The organism is Streptomyces roseoviridis, from assembly GCF_039535235.1.
Lineage (GTDB): Bacteria > Actinomycetota > Actinomycetes > Streptomycetales > Streptomycetaceae > Streptomyces > Streptomyces roseoviridis.
Genome location: NZ_BAAAWU010000001.1, coordinates 4,946,799 through 4,964,502, shown reverse-complemented (window position 1 = coordinate 4,964,502; position 17,704 = coordinate 4,946,799). Strand labels below are relative to the sequence as shown.

Annotated in this window: 14 protein-coding genes, 1 tRNA gene and 1 pseudogene; 5 read left to right on the top strand and 11 right to left on the bottom strand. The window is 74.4% G+C overall.

Annotation, left to right across the window (positions count from 1 at the left end; translation table 11 throughout):
• Positions 1-260 precede the first annotated feature (260 nt).
• Positions 261-2,021: a dynamin family protein gene (locus tag ABD954_RS22485; protein ID WP_345488199.1), complete on the bottom strand. Its 1,761-nt coding sequence runs from the start codon at positions 2,019-2,021 to the stop codon at positions 261-263.
• Between the two features lie 260 nt (positions 2,022-2,281).
• Between ABD954_RS22485 and ABD954_RS22480 the strand changes: the two genes are divergently transcribed.
• Positions 2,282-2,354, top strand: a tRNA-Arg gene (locus ABD954_RS22480).
• A 322-nt stretch (positions 2,355-2,676) separates the two neighbouring features.
• Here ABD954_RS22480 and ABD954_RS22475 read toward each other — a convergent pair.
• The gene (locus ABD954_RS22475) at positions 2,677-3,816 is read right to left on the bottom strand and encodes a PP2C family protein-serine/threonine phosphatase (protein WP_345488198.1); all 1,140 of its coding nucleotides are present in this window, start codon (positions 3,814-3,816) and stop codon (positions 2,677-2,679) included.
• Between the two features lie 79 nt (positions 3,817-3,895).
• Positions 3,896-4,363, bottom strand: coding sequence for a DUF5994 family protein (locus ABD954_RS22470; RefSeq protein WP_345488197.1), 468 nt, complete (start codon positions 4,361-4,363; stop codon positions 3,896-3,898).
• Positions 4,364-4,600: 237 nt separating this feature from the next.
• On the opposite strand from ABD954_RS22470, the gene ABD954_RS22465 reads away from it, so the two are divergent.
• A complete protein-coding gene (locus tag ABD954_RS22465) occupies positions 4,601-5,641 on the top strand; it encodes a serine hydrolase domain-containing protein (RefSeq protein WP_345488196.1) in 1,041 nt (346 codons plus the stop codon).
• Positions 5,642-5,702: 61 nt separating this feature from the next.
• Positions 5,703-6,641 (top strand): hypothetical protein, encoded by a 939-nt coding sequence (locus ABD954_RS22460; RefSeq protein ID WP_345488195.1) that lies wholly within the window; start codon positions 5,703-5,705, stop codon positions 6,639-6,641.
• Positions 6,642-6,739: 98 nt separating this feature from the next.
• Here ABD954_RS22460 and crcB read toward each other — a convergent pair whose 3' ends face one another.
• Together crcB and ABD954_RS22450 are read right to left on the bottom strand one after the other, a co-directional pair.
• Positions 6,740-7,090 carry a fluoride efflux transporter CrcB gene (gene crcB, locus ABD954_RS22455; protein WP_345488194.1) on the bottom strand — a complete coding sequence of 117 codons (351 nt, stop codon included), beginning with the start codon at positions 7,088-7,090 and terminating at the stop codon, positions 6,740-6,742.
• The gene (locus tag ABD954_RS22450) at positions 7,087-7,509 is read right to left on the bottom strand and encodes a FluC/FEX family fluoride channel (RefSeq protein ID WP_345488193.1); all 423 of its coding nucleotides are present in this window, start codon (positions 7,507-7,509) and stop codon (positions 7,087-7,089) included. The genes crcB and ABD954_RS22450 overlap by 4 nt, the downstream gene beginning before the upstream one ends.
• Positions 7,510-7,963: 454 nt before the next feature.
• Here ABD954_RS22450 and ABD954_RS22445 point away from each other — a divergent pair, with 454 nt between their 5' ends.
• Positions 7,964-9,175 (top strand): IS701 family transposase, encoded by a 1,212-nt coding sequence (locus ABD954_RS22445; protein WP_345488192.1) that lies wholly within the window; start codon positions 7,964-7,966, stop codon positions 9,173-9,175.
• 247 nt (positions 9,176-9,422) lie between these two features.
• On the opposite strand, the gene ABD954_RS22440 is transcribed toward ABD954_RS22445, so the two are convergent.
• The 5 genes and pseudogenes from ABD954_RS22440 to ABD954_RS22420 form a co-directional block, all read right to left on the bottom strand.
• Positions 9,423-11,492, bottom strand: a complete 2,070-nt coding sequence (locus ABD954_RS22440; protein ID WP_345488191.1) for a helix-turn-helix domain-containing protein — start codon at positions 11,490-11,492, stop codon at positions 9,423-9,425.
• 185 nt (positions 11,493-11,677) lie between these two features.
• A complete protein-coding gene (locus tag ABD954_RS22435) occupies positions 11,678-12,640 on the bottom strand; it encodes an AfsR/SARP family transcriptional regulator (protein WP_345488190.1) in 963 nt (320 codons plus the stop codon).
• A gap of 481 nt (positions 12,641-13,121) precedes the next feature.
• Entirely contained in the window at positions 13,122-13,793 is a 672-nt protein-coding gene (locus tag ABD954_RS22430; protein ID WP_345488189.1) for a ScbR family autoregulator-binding transcription factor, read from the bottom strand.
• Between the two features lie 351 nt (positions 13,794-14,144).
• Positions 14,145-14,618 (bottom strand): anthrone oxygenase family protein, encoded by a 474-nt coding sequence (locus tag ABD954_RS22425; protein WP_345488188.1) that lies wholly within the window; start codon positions 14,616-14,618, stop codon positions 14,145-14,147.
• Between the two features lie 17 nt (positions 14,619-14,635).
• Positions 14,636-16,142: pseudogene (locus ABD954_RS22420) on the bottom strand (vWA domain-containing protein).
• A gap of 211 nt (positions 16,143-16,353) precedes the next feature.
• Between ABD954_RS22420 and ABD954_RS22415 the strand changes: the two are divergent.
• A complete protein-coding gene (locus ABD954_RS22415; RefSeq protein WP_345488187.1) occupies positions 16,354-17,064 on the top strand; it encodes a helix-turn-helix transcriptional regulator in 711 nt (236 codons plus the stop codon).
• A gap of 71 nt (positions 17,065-17,135) precedes the next feature.
• Here the strand turns inward: ABD954_RS22415 and ABD954_RS22410 are convergent, their stop codons facing one another.
• Entirely contained in the window at positions 17,136-17,669 is a 534-nt protein-coding gene (locus tag ABD954_RS22410) for a hypothetical protein (RefSeq protein ID WP_345488186.1), read from the bottom strand.
• Positions 17,670-17,704: the final 35 nt, after the last annotated feature.

Here is a 17,704-nt window from a genome sequence, read left to right as displayed (position 1 = left end):
CCGGACCGTCGGGCCGCGCCGGACCGGTCGGTGCCGCCGGATGGTGCGACTCCGTCGGTGAACGGGTCGGTTCCGCCGGCCCTACGGGGTCCGCCGGAGTGACCGGAGTGACTGGAGTGACCGGCGTTACGGGGGTGGCGGGGCTCGCCGGGGTCACGGGGCCGGCCGGGTTCCCCGGAGCCGCCGGTGTCACCGGGGCACCCGGAGTCCCCGGCCCCACCGGCGTGCCCGGACCCACGGAGTCCACTGCGTCCACTGCGTCACTTCTCCTTCTGCAGTAGCGAGAGCGCGGCGATCAGCTCGGCCTGCGGCTCGGGGGTCACGTCGAGGGCGTCGAGGGGGGCGAGACGCCGGTCGCGTTCGGTGTGCAGGGCGCGGTCGACGTACGCGGCGACCAGTTCGCCGCCCCTGTCCCGCAGGCGCAGGGCGCCCTGGGCGCCGAGGAGTTCGGCGAGCCGGTCGCCCGCGGCCCGGGTGCGGCGGCCGCCGAGGAGGACGGCGGCGAGGAGGGCGGTGAGCGTCTCGGTGTCGGGGTGGGAAGCCGCGGCGCCGCGCCTGGCCCCGCGCCCGGTGCCCCGCCCGGAATCCGGTCCGGAACCGACCCCGGAACCGGCCCCGGAGCCACCCGCGGCTCCTCGCCCGGCTCCCCGTCCGGTCCCCCGGGCCGGTCCGCCCGCGGCCGACAGGCGTTCCGAGTCCCGTACCTCCTCCTCGACCATCTCCTCCAGGACGCGCCGCCAGCGCCGTACGGTCATGGCGATCCGCTCGGCGGCGTCCCGGCTCTCGTCGGGCGCCCCCGGACCGACCCGCGCACCGCCGCCCGGCACGAGCGCGCCCGCGGCCGGCTCGCGGCGCCAGGCGTCCCGCACCCGCTCGTCGGCGGCGGCGACGGCGCACTGCACGAGCGCGGCCAGGGACTCGACGAGGGCGTCGAGGAGTTCGTCGGCGGTGCTGTCGCGCGGATAGCCGCGCCAGCGGGTCCGGGCGTCACCGGCGAGGACGGCGCCGCGCCGCACCAGCTCCCCGACCCGCCGCCCCTGTTCCTCGTACGCCGCCTCGACGGCCCCGCCCAGGCGTACGGCCGCGGCGTACTGGGCCGCGACCGCGCCGGCGAGCTCGGGCATGCGGGTGTCGAGGGAGTCGAGCACTCCGGAAGCGGTCCGGCCGACGGCCTGCTGACGGGCGGCCGGGTCCTGGGCGCAGTGGGCGAGCCAGGCGCGCAGCGGAGCCACGGCGTTGTCGGGCAGCAGCCCGCTGCCGCCGCCGGTGGACTCGGGCAGCTCGGGGATGGTGAACCGGGGCAGGTCCCCGAAGCCCGCCTTGTCGAGCAGCGCCTCGTACTGCCGGGAGACCTCGCCGATGACCTGGTGGGGCACGCGGTCGAGGACGGTGACGAGGGTGACGTCGTACTCCTTGGCGGTACGCAGGAGGTGCCAGGGGACCGCGTCGGCGTAGCGGGACGCGGTGGTGACCATGACCCAGATGTCGGCGGCACAGATCAACTCGGCGGCCAGGAGCCGGCTCTCGACGACGAGCGAGTCGATGTCGGGCGCGTCGAGGAGGGCGAGCCCGCGGGGCAGGGTGGCGGCCGTCTCGACCCGCAGGGCGTTGTCCTCCGGGGGCTCCTCGGCGGGGTGGTCGTCGTCCTGCTGGGGCAGCCAGACGCGGGTCAGCTGGGGCAGCACCCGCATCCCGGCGAACCAGTGGTGGTCCTCCGGGTGGCACACCAGGACCGGCGTGCGGGTGGTGGGTCTGAGCACCCCGGCCTCGCTGACACGCCGCCCCACGAGCGAGTTGACGAGGGTGGACTTCCCGGCTCCGGTGGACCCGCCGACGACCGCGAGCAGCGGCGCGTCGGGATCCTTCAGCCGCGGCACCAGGTAGTCGTCGAGCTGAGCGAGCAGCTCGGCCCGGGTCTGCCGGGCCCGCGGGGCGCCTGGGAGGGGGAGGGGAAGACGCACGGCGGCGACACAGTCGCGCAGGGCGGAGAGTGCGTCGATCAGCTGAGGCCGTTCGTCCAAGGTCACCACATGCGAAGAATGCCCAATTTTGGAGCCTTTTTGAAGCGTATTGACACCCTGCGCGCCGACCGAACGGATGTAGCCGGGGACCTCAGGCATAACGAGTGCACAACACCCGGCCCGAGTGGCGCGAAAAGCGCTGCGCGAATCGCACCTGCCTGCGATTATCGGACCGCTTCACCGAACCTCCACATCGTGCCACGCAGGTGAAGCACCCGGGCCAGGGCGACGGGAGCCCTATCCTTGACCCGGCCACATCGGCCCCCGTAGCTCAGCGGATAGAGCAGGTGCCTTCTAAGCACTTGGCCGCAGGTTCGAGTCCTGCCGGGGGCGCTCAGCGCCAGACCCTCCTTCGGGAGGGTCTTTTTACTGGTCAGGCGCGCTTCCCCCGCTCGCCGCAGGCCGCCGGGCACTCCCCCGGCAGTCGCGGGAGGTGTCCGGCGGGGCCCGGCTGGCCCCGGGTCCTCGCGGGTGGCCGCGGAGAAGACGCGGCGAGGCTCTCGGGCAGCCCGTGTCCGACCGGATGCCGTAGCGCATCCGGCTGCCCGATGCGCATCTTCAGGTCATCGCCCTCCCGTCGAAGCGGCGGCCTCCGGGGCGCCCGCAGCACCGGCGTGCCCGGGAGGTCCGCCCGGAGGCGGGCGCCGGCCGGCGGTCACGGCTCCGGGGCGAGGCGTTCGACCGCCACCAGGGCGGCGTCGTCGCCGAGGTGGCCGCCCGCGTGGGCCTCGAGGTCGGCCCGCAGGTGGGCGAGCAGGGCCGGCGGGTCGGCGTCGGTCCAGGCGGTGAGGCGCTCGGTCAGGGGGTAGAACGCGCCCGCGTGGTCGCGGGCCTCGACGACTCCGTCGGTGTAGAGGAGGAGCACGTCACCGACGTCGAAGGGAAAGGTCTCCACCGTCACCTCGGGCACGAGGAGGTCCGACAGGCCCAACGGCGGGCTCGCGTGGGCCGTTTCGAGCGGGATCACCCGTCCCCGCCGCAGGAGCAGCGGCGGCGGGTGGCCGCGGTTCACGAGTCGTACGACCGGCTCGTGGTCGGGGACGTCCAGCACCAGCGCGGTCACGAAGGCCTCGTGCGGGTCGTCGGCCGCCCGGCCGGCGCGGGAGCCCGTGCCCGCGCCCTCCGTCTCCTCCGCCGAGCCGACACCCTCCTCCAGGTGTCCGACGACCTCCGGCAGGTCGTGCTCGCGGCGGGCCGTGACCCGGAAGGCGCCCAGGACCAGCGACGCCTCGCTGATCGCGTCGAGGCCCTTGCCGCGGGCGTCCCCGATGAGCAGCCGCGTCCCGGTCGCCGTACGGGCCGCCGCGTACAGGTCACCGCCCATCTGCGCCTCCTCCTCGGCGGCCAGGTAGACCGAGGCGATGCGCAGCGGCCCCGTCCGGTCGGGGAGGGGGCGCAGGACGACGTTCTGGGCGGCCTCGGCGATGGAGCGCAGCCGCGTCACCCTGCTCTCGTCCTCCTCGCGCAGGTGCGCGAAGAAGGTCACGATGACCGAGATCAGGACGAGCGCGATGATCTGGTAGGTGTGGTTGAGGTCCGTGAGGCTCGTCCGCACGACCGCCACCACCGCCTGGGCGAGGACCGCGACCGCCCCCACGAAGGCCGTCATGCGCGGCCCGGCGAACGACGCCGTCACCGCCGGCGCGGCGATCAGGAACGGTCCCAGGTGCACCTCCGGCGGCGACAGGATGTCGACCACCGTGACCGTCGCGATCAGGCCGAAGGGCACGGCGAGCAGCGCTCCGCCGCCGCGCCGGGCGAGGCGGGGGAGGAAGGAGCGCCGGCGGGCATCCATGGACCAGGCATACCTCAGCTGACGGCGCCTGTCCTGTTGCCGGGCACCGCCCGGCCGCTCCGCCCGAGGGGAGCGGGCCTCACTCCGAGGTCGTGGCGAGGAGGATCTCGGCGGCCGAGGTCACGTTGTCCGCGCGGACGGCGCGGGCCATCGCCTCGCGGGCCAGGTCGGTCGGCGTGTGCGGAGGGACGACGAGGAGCGCGAAGTGGTCCTGGTCGCCTCGGGTGATCAGGACGGTGTCGTCGCCCACGGGGTACGAGTCCAGCCGCACGACCCGGTCGCCGACGACCAGGCGGGTGGGGACCTCCTCCCAGGCGTCGGTGTCCAGGCCGATCCTGGTGACCGGACCGATGTGGGCGGTGAGGGCCTCGATCAGGGCCGGCAGTTCGGCGGCGACGTGGCGGGAGCGCGGCCACCAGGCACCGTCGAGCACGCCCTCGCGGGAGTGGGTGGTGCGCAGGCGCAGGACGGCCGTCCCGGGGCGCACCGCGCGGTGGATCTCGTCGGGGAGGAGCCGGGAGGGAGGGGGGTCGACGGCTGCGGCCATGATCGGTTCGCCCTGTCTGTGCGGTGCGACGGCCCCGTGCGCAGCGTTCGTGACGCCGGAGCGGTCGGTTCGGCGCTCTGTCACCGTGCTTTCCGCTCTGCCACCGCGCTTCCCACCGTACTCCCCCGGCCCCCGGTGACCCGGTCTGAGCAGGGCGGACGCGCCGGATCAGGCCCCTGGCGGCGACCGGGGACGGCGAGGGCCTGCTCCCGCCCCGTAGCGGGGTAGACACATGATGTGAACACGACGTTCGACACTCCGCGCATCGTGCGGTTCCTCCGGGAAGCGGTCCGCGCGCAGGTCTGCCCCGGCGCCGCCTGGGCCGTCGGCGACGCCCGTGGCCCCGTGGCGGGCGGCGCCGTCGGGACCCACGACGGGGCGGGCGGGCTGCCCACCCGCCCCGACACGCTGTTCGACCTGGCGAGCCTCACCAAGGTGATCGCGGTGTGGCCGGTCGTCGGCACGCTCGTCGAGGACGGCAAGCTCCTGCTCGACGCGCCCCTGGGCTCCTTCTGGCCCGAGGCCGCCGGGCACCCGCTCGGCGACGTCACCCCGCTGCACCTGCTCACCCACACCGCCGGGCTGCCGCTGCGCGCCAACCTCCGCGCGCTGTACGGCACCGATCCGCAGGACGTACGGGACGGGGTGCTGCGCGAACCGCTGCGGCGGCGGCCGGGCGAGGCCGTCGAGTACACCGACCGGGCCGCGCTGGTCCTGGGCTATCTCGCCGAGCACCTCACCGGACTGCCGCTGGCGCGGCTCGCCGCGGACCGGGTGTGGGCGCCGCTGGGCATGACGGGGACCCGTTTCGGTCCGCTGCCGCCGGCGCTGGCCGCGCGCTGCGCGCCGACGGAGTACGACGAGGAGACCGGAGCCCATCTGCGCGGCACCGTGCACGACTTCTCCACCCGGCTGCTCGGCGGGGCCTGTGGCATCGCGGGCGCCTTCTCCACCGCCGGGGACCTGGGGCGCTTCCTGCGGCAGGTGCTCGCCCCGGTGCGGCCGCCGTTCGGGCCCGAGTGGGTGGCGGCGTCGCTGCGGGTCCGCACCGGCGAACTGGCCCCGGCCCGCGGGCTGTTCTGGCACCTGGCGCCCGGCACGGCGGTACGGGACGACGTCTGGGTGCACTACGGCTTCACCGGCACCGGCATGTGGGTCAGCCCCTCGCGGGGCCGCTGGGCGGTGCTGCTCACGAACAAGCTGTACTTCACGCGCGCCACCGGTCCCGTGACGGCGGTGCGCGACGCGTTCCGGGAAGCGGTGTTCGCCCCGTTGTGACCGGAAGCGGCCGGGCTCGTTGCACGCCGTAAACGATCGAGGGATGCGAGGAGGCGCGGCGATGGGAGACGAGCGGGCGGTGTTGGTCGAGGAGCCGGTCCGGGAACGGGACGAGCGGGCGACCGGCGAGGGCGGGGCGGGCGCGGCCGGGAGACCGGCGGCCGGGCGGCCGGGTGCGAGCGGCGGCGCGGTGCTGGGCGACGCCGCGGCCGTACGGCGGGCGGCGGAGGATCTGGAGGCGGGCTGCGCGGTGGTGCACGGCTTCGCGGCGATCTACGCGCTGACCGCCCGCCCGGACCGCGAGGTCGTCGCGCGGGTCCACCGGATGACGGGCCGCCCGGAGGGGCGGCCCGGCGGCGTCACCACCGTGCCGGACGCCCTCCCCGGCCTCTTCGACTGGACCCGGCTGCCGGCCGAGCTGCCGCGACGCCAGGTCAGGGCGCTGATGGAGGAGCTGTACGAGCTCGGCCCCTTCGGCTTCCGCGGACCCGCCGCGGACCGGCTGCCGCCCCATCTGACGTCCGGCCCGGACGGGATGAGGGCCGTTCAGGTGATCGCGCCCGGCCGGCACTGCCCGTCGAACGGCTTCCTCCACGCGGCCCTGGACCGGACCGGCGCGGAGTACCTGTTCATCACCTCGGCGAGCCGTTCGCGGCAGCTTCCGCACTGGCGGGCCGACGAGGCCGCCCGGGACTTCCGGCACGAGCCGTGGGTACGGATCCTGGCGCACGCCGACGAGTCCGCGGCGCGGCTGCGCCACCCGCACCACACGCCGGTGACGACGAGCATGATCTCGTTCGACCGTTCCGCCGGGTTCGGCCGGGCGGGGCTGCCGGCGCTCACCCTGGAGCGTCAGGGCTCCCTGTCGGCCGAGCACATCCGGTCCGTCGCGGCGAACCACGGCTTCGCGCTCGTCCTGGCCCCCGGGGCGCGGGGCCCCCGGCCCGACCCGCGCCCGTACGCACCGCCCGCGCCGTCCGTGCCGGGGCGCCGTTCCTGAGCGGGACCGCCCCGGTGACCGCCGTACGCGCCGTCCGTGCCGGGGCGCCGTTCCCGAGCCGGACCGCCCCCGTGACCGCCGTACGCGCCGTCGCGCCGTCAGTGCCGTACGAGTGCCACGCCGAGCCAGACGGCACCGAGGCCCGCGGCGATGCTGCCCGCGACGTTCGCCACCGCAAGGGCCCGCGCCCCGCCCTCGTACAGCTTCAGCGTCTCGTACGAGAAGGTGGAGTACGTGGTCAGGGCGCCGCACAGGCCCGTGCCGAGGAGCAGACCGGCCCGGGTCGAGGCCACGCCGGTCAGCAGGCCGAGGACGAAGGATCCGACGACGTTCACCAGGAAGGTGCCCCAGGGGAAGACCGTGTCGTGGCGGGCCCGCACCGCGCGGTCGGTGAGGTAGCGCAGGGGCGCGCCGACGGCGGCACCGGCGACGACGAGCAGCCAGTTCACTCCTGCGGCTCCCGGGCCCCGTACCGCACGGCCGCGCGGGTGGTCGCGACGGCCGCCCACACGGCGGCGAGCGCGAGGAGCGCGGTCGCCGCCAGGTAGAGCAGACCGCGCGCGGCGTCTCCGGCGGCGAGCAGCCGCTGGGTGTCGAGGGCGTAGGTGGAGAAGGTGGTGAAGCCACCGCACACCCCCGTCCCCAGGAAGGGCCGCAGCAGCGGATGGGGCGCGCCGAAGGTCTCGGTGGCGAGGACCATCAGGACGCCGAGGGCCGCGCAGCCGGTCGCGTTGACGGTGAGGACGGTCCAGGGGAACGCGCCGGCCGGCGTCGGCCAGACGAGGGTCGCGGCGTGGCGGAGGGTGGCCCCGAGGGCGCCGCCTGCGGCGACCGCTCCGACCGCCGGGAGCTGTGCGCGGAATCCCATGGCACCAGACTAGGGCGCGCCGGGCGCCCGGCCCTGGCGGGGACGGCCCTGATGGGACGGGGTGGGAAGCGAGGCGCACAGGCACGGACCCCGGCCTGGGGCATTAACCGGAGTCCGGCCCGTGCTGCCTCGCCCCGATGGTCCGGGCGCGGCGGCGCACGGGTCAAAGGCGGTCCGGCGAGTCTGTCAGATACCCCCCACGGGGATGGGGGCGGCGCGAGGGCCGGGACGCCGCGCGAGCGGGGGCGGGACCCCGGGGGCCGGGACGCCGCGCGAGCGGGGGCGGGGCCGGAGGCCGGAGCGGGGGCGAGCGGGGGCGTGGCCGGGGGGCGGTGGTCCGGCCACCATCCGGCGGCCCAGACGGGTGCCGGGTACACCTCGTGCCCACGGCGGCGACGCGCGACCGTGGAGGTGCAGCGGGAGGGAGCTGCTCAACCCGTAGGGCAGGAGTGTCGTGAGTACATCCGTCGCAACCAGGTTCAGGACCGTCACCGCGCACCGGGACGCGGCCGCCGATGACGTGTACGGCGAACTCTGCGCCGCGCTCTTCTCCGGTTTCCCGCGCCGCGACCAGCGGTTGAAGGCCGAGCAGTACCTGCGCGGTCTGCTGACCGCGCAGGGCCGCAAGTCGATCCGCAACATCGCCGCGCAGATCGGCGGCCCGGCCGCCGAGCAGAGCCTGCACCACTTCATCTCCAGCTCCACGTGGGACTGGCGGCCGATGCGGGCCGAACTCGCCCGCTACCTCCAGCAGAACAGCGCCCCGCAGGCCTGGGTGGTGCGGCCGATGCCGATACCGAAGGCCGGCCAGCACTCGGTCGGCGTCGACCGGCGCTTCGACCCCGAGCGGGGCCAGGTGTTCCGCGGGCAGCAGGCGTTCGGCGTCTGGTTCGCCGGCGAGGAGACCAGCGTCCCCGTCAACTGGCGTCTGTTCCTGCCCGATCCGTGGGTGAAGGACCGCACGCGGCGGGACCGGGCGGAGGTGCCCGAGGGCGCGGCCGAGGAGACCCTGGAGGAGTGCGCGGTCAACGCGGCCCTCGACACGGCCCGCTGGCCCGACGTGGCCCGCAAGCCGCTGCTGCTCGACATCCGCGGCGGCCCCGGCCGGTCGGCCCTGCACCGGCTCGCGCTCGCGGGCGTCCCGGTCGTCGCCCGGATCGGCACGGGCTGCCGGCTGACCGTCGCCGACCGCTCGCTGCCCGGCTTCGGCGCCGGACCGCTGACCGCGCTGCAGATCCTGGAGTCCCTCAAGGGGCTGCGCCGCCCGGTGAGCTGGGTGGACGCGGCCGCGGGGATGCGCACCTCGCGGACCTCCCTCGCCACCGCGGTCCGCGTCACCCTGCCCGTACCGGCGGGCGAGCGGCAGCGGCCGCTGCTCCTGCTGGGCGAGTGGGACGACCCCCGGCGCTCCCCGGCCCGGCTGTGGATCACGGACCTGACGGGCTCGTCGGTCGGTCCGCTGCTGCGGCTGACGAAGCTGTCGCGGCGGGTCGAGCGGGACTTCCGCGCGGTCGGTGAGGGCGCGGGCCTGCGGGACTTCGTCGGCCGCTCGTTCCGCGGCTGGCACCGGCACATCACGCTGGCCTCGGCGGCGCACGCGGCGACCGTCCTGGCCGCCGGGTGGGACACGCCGTACGGCTCCGTCCAGGACCGTTCGGCGAGCTGACCTCCTGTCCGCGCCCCGTTCCGCTGTCACGCGGGAACGGGGCTCCCCCCAGGACTGGGGCCCGGGAGTTGGGGCTTCCGGGCCCCGTACACACGTACGGGCACCGGTGGGACGCACACGCCGGTGGGACTCGGGGCTGCTTCGGCTCAGGCGCCGGTGGGACGTACACGCCGGTGGGACCCGGGCTCCGGTAGGACTCGGGCTCCGATGGGACCCGGGCGCCGCTGGGACGCACGCCCTGGCGGGCTCAGGCGCCGGCCGGGCGGTCCGCCGCCGTCGGGGCCGACGGGCGGGGTTCGCCCAGGGCGGCCCGGCGGCGGACGAGCACGTCACGGGTGCGCTGGAGGCGCAGCGCCAGCTGCACCTCCAGGACCTGGCCGGGCTTCTGCCACTCCGGGCCGAGGAGTTCGCCGATCCGCTCCAGGCGGCGCGAGACGGTGTTCGGGTGGACGTGCAGTGCCTCGGCGGCGTTGGTGGGGCTCGCGCCTGAGGCGAAGTACGCCTCCAGCGTGCGGGTCAGATCGGTGAACCGCTCGGCGTCGTAGTCCAGTACGGGGCCGATCGCCGACTCGATGAAGCCGTCCACGTCGTGGTCGTCCGAGAGCAGCAGCCCGAGGAAGCCGAGGTCGTCCACGGACGCGGCCGCGCCCGTGCCGCCGAGCGCGCTCATCGCGTCCAGGCAGCGCATGGCCTCCTGGTACGACCGGACCACGCTGTCCGGGCTCCAGCCGGGCCCGGCGGCCCCCACCGAGACCGGGTGGCCGAGCAACGGGGCGAGCTCCCCCGAGACGGCCTTCGCCGCGGCCGAGGCGTCCACCCCGGGCAGCAGCAGGACGATGCAGCCGCCCTGCACCGTCTTCAGGCCCCCCATGCGGTACGCGTACGAGGAGGCCCACACCACCGCGCGGCCCTGCTCCCCGCCCTCCGGCCGGGCGACGACGAGGACGTGCGGCTTGCGCAGGTCGATGCCGAGGCGGCGGGCGCGCTGGGCGATCTGCTGCGGGGCGTGCTGCGGTTCGGCGAGCAGGTCGTCGAGGAGCTCGTCGCGGACGGGGCCCTCGGCGACGGCGGTGGAACGCTGGATCAGGAGCAGGAAGGCGACGGCCTGGGCGGCCAGTTCGAGGAGCCGCTCGTCCTCGCCGGTGAGCGGGGTGGCCGCGCGGACGACGAGGACGCCCAGGTCCTCGGAACCGGCGATGACCGGCGCGACCCAGGTCCGCCCGTCGTCCGCGGGGCCCTCGCCCGCGCGGGGCTCGGGGACGCGGTCCTGGCCGTCCCGGCACTCGGCGTCGCCGCCGCCTCCGGTGAGCACGGGACGGCGGCCCGCGTGGGCGTCGAGCGACGCCTTGGCCACCGCCTCCTCGTCGAGTCCCGTGATCTCGCCGGTGGAGGCGAGCGTGCGGCCCCCGGGGTCGCGGATCACGACGCAGGCGTCGAGGGCGTCCCCGGCGGCCTTGGCCACGTTGCTCAGATCGCCGCCGGCCAGGATGAGGTTCATGATGCGGCGGTGTGCCTCGCCGATGTACCGCATGCGGGTGAGGGTGGTGCGGGCCCGGGAGCTGTCCCGTTCGAGTTCGGTGACCTCCGCGCGGGTCTGGTCGAGCAGTCCGGCCTTCTCGGTGGCGACGGCGGCCAGGTCGGCGAGGGAGGTGAGCAGCCCCAGCTCGCCCGCGGTGTACCGGCGGGGCCTGCGGTCGGCGCCGTAGAGCAGCCCGAGGACGGTGTCGCCCGCACGCAGCGGCACGACGACGACGGCCCGCAGGCCCTGGTCCCGGACGACCGTGTCGACGCCGGGCGTGTGGGCGAAGCGCTCGTCCACGAGGTAGTCCTCGGTCCACACGGGCGCGCCCAGGACGTGGACGAGCCCGCCGAGCCCTTCCTCCTCGAAGGCGCCGGGGCAGGCGGCCGGGCCGGTGCCGGTGCCGGTGAGGGCGCCGTCGGTGCCGTGGACGACCCGGACGCCGTGCGGGCCGCGCAGGGTGACGCAGGTCAGGTCGAGTCCGAGGAGCCGGCGGGCCCGGCGGGCGATGCTCCGGAGCAGCCCGTCGAGGTCGTACGGGAGGGTCAGGTCGCGGGCGGTGTCGGCGAGGGCGTCGAGGCCGGCCTCGCGCTGTTCGCGGCGGGCCAGGGAGCGCCGGACGCCGGTGGCGAGCTGAACGGCCCGTTCCAGAGCGGCGACTTCGGGTGCCGGCAGGCCCTCCGCACGGGCCCTGTCGAGGAGTTCGGCGAAACGCTCCTGTGGCGCCTGCTGGGCCAGCAGCTCCAGTACGGCGAGCGCGCCGGCGCCACCGCTCCCGTCCGCGCCCTGGTTGGACATCCTCAACTCCCGCTGCCGAGCAGAACCGGGTGCCGCTGTGGAAACCCGTACCGCTGGCCGAAACTAGAGCGGCCGTGGACGGCGGTCAACGGTGAGATCGACCACTTCGTTCCCGTCATCGCCGTTCCCTCTCCATACCGCCCCTTCGGCCCTTTCCGTCCCCTGCCGCCCGCGCCACCGCCGGCTCAGGCCGACGCGGCCGCGAAGGAGGGGACGGGCCGGGGAGTCCGCGACCAGGAGGCCGGGGTCTGGGGGTGGGGCTGCGCGTGGACCGGGGGCAGGGCGTGGGCGTGGGCCGGGGCGGCGGCCTGGGCGTAGGCATGGGCCTGGGCCGGCACGCGGGGCCGGGCGGTGTCCCGGACGGTCAGGAGCGTGCGGTGGAGGCGGCGCAGCCGCGCCGAGGGTTCGCGGCCTCCGTCCCGTTGGAGGGCCGCGCAGAGTCTGTGGAACGCCTCCAGGGCGTCGTCGGTGCGACCGGAGCGCAGCAGGGCCACCATGAACTGGGCGTGCAGCGACTCGTTGACGGGGTGCCGGGCGGCGAGCACCGCGAGCTCGGGCACCATCTCGGCGTGCCGGCCGAGGCCCAACTGGGCCTCCACCCACTGGTCGAGGACGCTGAGCCGGGACGCCTCCAGGCGCTCGATCTCCGCACGCAGCCGTGGCCCGGCGTCGACACCGGCGTACGGCTCGCCGCGCCAGAGGGCGAGGGCCTCGCCGAGGCGGAGCGCGGCGCGCGGCAGGTCACCCGCTTCCATGGCCCGGTATCCGGCGCCGGCCGCGCGCTCGAACTGCCAGACGTCGTGGGAGCCGCCGCCGGTGTCGAGGCGGTAGCCGCCGGACTGGGCGGCGAGCACGGTCTCGGCGGTGCGCCCGTCCCCGTTCCGCCCTCCGTCCCTGCCGCCGTCCCGGCCGCCGGGGAGGGCCGTGGCGATCAAGGACCGCAGGCCGAGGATGTGGGAGTGGAGTTCGGCGCGCGCTCCGCGCGGCGCACCGGACGGCCACACCTCCTCCATGAGGACGGAGACCGGGACGATCTGGTCGGCACCGGCGGCGAGCAGGGCGAGCAGTTGTCGCGGCGCGGCGGCGGTCGGGGTGACCGACACCCCGTTCTCGCGCACCGAAAGTCCCCCCAGGATCCGGACGTCCACCTTGCCCCCTCAGCATCTGCACGGGATGACCCTCGACGATTAGAAAAGAGACCGCCGTGCATGTCAATAAGAAACCGGGCGGTACGGAAAGACTGACCCTCGCGGACGGAAATATTGCCCGCTTTACCCCGGTTTGCGACCATCAAGGAAGCGTGAGGAGGGGGCGAAACGTACCCGGTGATCCAGTTACTGGACCCGCGGGTATGCTTTGGGGGTCGTTTTCGGGCAGCGGTGCGGGTGCCTTCTGGCCAGGGTCATCAACAAACCAGCACGGCGGTTTCTTTTGCGCTCCCATGATGCGCCGCCCGACCCGCGTACTCCAGGGGGCCCTCGGCCGGCCGGGCGAGACGGCGGGCCGCCGTGCGGCGGCCAGGGCCGAGGTGAGGGCAGGTCGTGGGGGTGTTGGGGGGCTTCGAGGGCGCGCGGGTGGGGTCGCGGGAGGGGTCGCGGGAGGGGTCGCGGGCGATGCCGGTGGGCACCGTCAGGAAACGACCTCTTCCGGGGTGACGCCGTCCGACGCGCCGAGGCCGAGGGCCCGGGCACCGCGGCCCGGCTCCAGGTCGAGCATGGTGAGCACCGACGGGACGACGATGCTGGGCAGTAAGTGGTGGTAGAGCGCCGACGCCCAGCGCTCCAGCGAGGACCGGTCGCCCTCCAGGGCGTGGGTCATCAGGTTCAGCCCCGCGTAGGCCCCCACGACGAGGGGGGCCACCTCCTCCGGGTCCGCGTGCGGCAGCAGTTCGCCGCGGTCCTTGGCCTCGTTGAGCAGGCGCAGGTTGATCTCGGTCCACTCCCGGTACGGGCCGCTGCGGTTGAGGTCGTGGGCGCCCTGGTCGAGGGTCAGCCGCACGCTGCCGCTCAGCACCCGGTCGCGGGTCAGCCGGTGCGCGAACACCATGCCGACGTCGACGAACTCCTGGACCTTGGAGATCTGCGGCGGCGCCGTGGGCACGACCGACACCTGGGCGTCGATCACCGCGTGCGCGAGGTCTTCCTTGGAGTCGAAGTGGAAGTACAGCGCGCCCTTGGTCACTTGGGCCAGCGCCAGGATGTCGGAGAGCTTGGCCGCCTCGTAGCCCCGCTCGTCGAAGACGGCGGCGGCCGCCTCCAGGATCGCCTTGCGGGTGCGGATCGCCCGATCCTGCTTCGCCATGGGAGTCACGTCCCTCTCATCGCCCGAACCGGCATCCCGGTGGCAGAAAACAAACCTAGGGGTACCTATTTTCCGGCAGCTGGAAGATACCCGAAGCCTTGTTCGCAGAGAACCCGCGCATCTCGCCGTCCCTCTCCACACTCCCCTGACCTGGCGCTTTGACACCACGCCCCCACACGAGAACGTCAGGTCGGGCGCCGGGCGGGACCTGACGCCCCGTCCGGAAGGCGGCCGATGTCACGCTGGGCGACGGGAAAACCGACCCGACGGTCGCGTCGCCGGAGGCGCGGCCCGACGGGAGCACCTCACCGGACCCGGCCCGGGACGACCGCCGGGCCCGGGCCGCCCCGGTCAGGCGGGGAGGACGGCCGAGGCGGTCAGCAGACCGAAGGAGGCCGTGATCAGCAGCGTGCGGACGCGGTGGAAACCGTTCCAGCGCTTCTCGAAGGCGGCCCGCACGGCGGCCGGCGGCTCGTCCGTCGACTCGGCGGCGGCGAGGGCCGTGTTGAGCGGGATGTTGCCGCCCAGGGTGACGAGGTGGTTCGCCACCGCGCACACCAGCCCGGCCGCGACCAGCCACGTCTGCGGGCCGGTCCGCCCGTCCACGGGCACGGCCAGGGCCGCCGCCGGGAAGGCGGCGACCCCGAGGAAGACGAGCAGGAACAGCGGCCTCGGCACGTACTCGTTGATCCGCCGCATGGCGCGGACGAACTCCTCGTCCGACAGCCGGGCCAGGGCCGGCATCACACCGGTTCGGAAGATCAGCATGAAGCCGGCGTAGAGCCCGGTGGAGACGACGGCGAGAGCGAGCAGCAGGGCGGCCATGGGCACCATGATGCCGATCAGCCGGCGTACGGGTCGGTGGAACCGCCCAGCCCGTCGGCCCGGCGGATCGCCTCCGCCAGCTCCTGTACGGACGCGGAGCGCGCCCGCTCCGCGAGGGCGCCCGCCCGCGCGGCGAGGCTCGACAGGGCGGGCGCGCCGGGCACCGAACCGCCGCGCAGCCGGTCGGCGAAGTAGGCCGCGATGGCCGTCAGCTGGAGGCTGTCGTGGCCGTCGCCCCAGATGGGGGCGGTCAGCGCGGCGGTGTCCGCCGCACCGGAACGCTCGTGCGGGGCACGGGTGGCCGGGTCGAGCCAGCGGACCGTGGCGGTGGCCACCCGCCCGCTCCTGCCGGGCCGCAGCTTGACCGCGTACAGCGCCGTCACCGTGTGCCCGGCGCCGATCTCGCCGCCGTCGACCCGGTCGTCGCGGAAGTCCTCGTCGGCGACCTCACGGTTCTCGTAGCCGATCAGCCGGAAGCTCTCCACGGTCCTCGGATCGAAGGCAACCTGTGCCTTGGCGTCGCGTGCGCGCAGCTCGACGTGGCCGGGCAGCTGGTCGACGAAGACCTTGCGGGCCTGGCCGGGGGTGGAGACGTACGTGGTGGACCCGTCGCCCTTGTCGGCGAGCTTCTCCATGAAGGCGTCGCCGTACTCGCTGCCGACGCCGACGCCGAAGAGCGTGATCCCGTACGCGCGGCGCTCCTTGTCGATCCGCTCCAGGATGCCCTCGGCGTCGGTGTCGCCGGTGTTGGCGAGGGCGTCGGAGAGGAGCACGACCCGGTTGGTGGCGCCCTTGCGGTGTCCTTCGACGGCGACGTCGTAGCCGGTGCGGACGCCCGCCTCGACGTTGGTGGAGGAGCTGGTGGCGAGGGCGTCGACGACGTCGTGGACCCGCGCGCGGTTGCCGCCGACCCGGGTCATGGGGAGTACGGTCTCGGCCTCGGAGCTGAAGGTGACGAGGGCGACCGAGTCGTCGTCGCGGAGGCGGTCGGCCAGCAGCCCGAGCGACTCCTTGACGAGGTCGAGCCTGCCCGGCTCGGCCATCGACCCGGAGACGTCGACGACGAACGTGAGGGCGGCGGGCGGGCGTTCGCCGTCGCTCGGCCGGGTCGCGAGCCCGATCCGCACCAGCGACCAGCCGGCGGCGTCCGAGCGGGCGCCGTCGACGGTGACGCTGAAGCCGTCGTCCTTCGGCCTCGGGTAGTCCGGCTTGAAGCTGTTGACGAACTCCTCGGGCCGTACGTCCGCCGGGTCGGGCAGCCGGCCCTCGGCGAGGGCGCGGCGGGCGTAGCCGTAGGAGGCGGTGTCGACGTCGAGGGCGAAGGTGGACAGCCGGTCGGGGGCCTCGGGCGCGCCGGGGGCCTTCGAGGCGGCCGGAGGCGGGGGGCGCGGCGCGGTCGGGCGCGGCGCGGTCGGGCGCGGCGCGGTCGGCGCTCGTACTGGTGTGGCTGCCGGAGCCGGCGCAGCCGGTGAGCAGCAGGACGCCGGCGAGCAGTCCCGCGCCGATCCTTCGCTTCATGAGCATCTCCCCGTAGAGGCATGGCACTTGTGAATGTGACGTCCGGGAGCCCCGGAAGGAGCAGACGAAGGGGTTGCGGAACGATCTCAATGCGGCAACGGCGGCGACGGCATGCCGTGGTGGCAGGGACTCGCCATCCTTGTCAACAGGGGTTGTCACCGTATGCGTTCGCATGCGTACATGGAGTGGCACATCGTTCGGGCGGGGGTGGTCACCGGTGGCAGAGACTGCGGGCTCCGTGATGCTGGCCCGTTCGGCGATGGGCCGGGCCGGGCCGGAGCTTCAGCGTCCGCCCGGGCGCCCCGTGCGGGGCACGCGGCGGGTCAGCGCCGCGCTCGCGGGGCTCGCCGCCTCGGCCCGGCACGAGTTGCTGACCTTCGACGATCCGGCCGCCTCCGTGTCGCATGCGATTCCCGAGCCGTTCCTGGAGCTGGCAGGAGCGTGCATGCGGGCGGCGGTGGAGCGGGCGAGCGAGGTGCGTCGCATCGTGCCGCGTCACGCCGTTCCGCATGTGGCGGACGCGGTGCGGGTGCCGGGGCGGGCGCGGGTCGCCGAGTCCATCCCGTTCAAGATGATCGTCGTCGACCGCACGGTCGCGGCGGTCCCCCTCGACCTGCGGCTCCACTACAACGGCCTCCTGCTCATCCGCGACCCGGTCGTGGTCGAGGCCCTGGTCCGCGCCCACCACGCCGCCTGGGACACCAGCCAGGAGCTGGCCGGCCTCACGCCCCCCTCCCCCGACCTCCCCCCACAACTCCGCCCGGTCCTCGAGGCCCTCCTCGCCGGCCTCACCGACGAGACCGCCGCCGCCCGCCTGGGCATGTCCCCGCGCACCTACAGCCGCCGGGTGGGCGAACTGATGTCGGCCCTGGGCGCGACGAGCCGCTTCCGCGCGGGGGCGGAAGCGGCTCGGAGGGGGTGGGTGTGAGGGGTCAGAAGCAGCCCGACCTGAGCGGGTGCGCATCCCACTCCGTTAAGCCGATCCCTTTCATCTTGTCGTCACACGCCGACGGCCGCTGCCGTCACCGCGCAGACCAAGGATGCGAGAAGGCAGACATCGGAAACCACGTCCGTCGTGATGCGCTTGGACAACACGTCGATCTTCGAGGAACGTCTTCCTGATCGAATGTGTGCTTCGACACGTTGGGCGCCGCGCTCGGCAGATCCAACGAAGCTGTCGATCAGCGAGCCGCCGAAGCCCACCGACCTGACTTCCTCGCCACTGGTGGTCACGATGACCAATGTTCCACCCTGCGTTCGCTCAGCACGAGCAGCAACTCCTACCGGGATGGAATGGGTAATCAGTGGATTGACAACTTGAATCCCATTCGAGGTCATGACAACCCGGGAACACCAGATGCGTCGCACCAAGGAAATCAAGGCGAAGCCGGCTGCCATCACCGCAAGTGCATCACCGTCGATCTCCCGTTTCGATCCGAGCGCTACCCACAGAATGAAGAGAAGAATGACGGAAGGAATGACGAGCGAGAGAATCCGGAAGGATTTTCGTTGCAGAGTTACGGGGCGTTCCACGCCCATTGCACCCCCATCGTTCGGCGTTGCAGGTG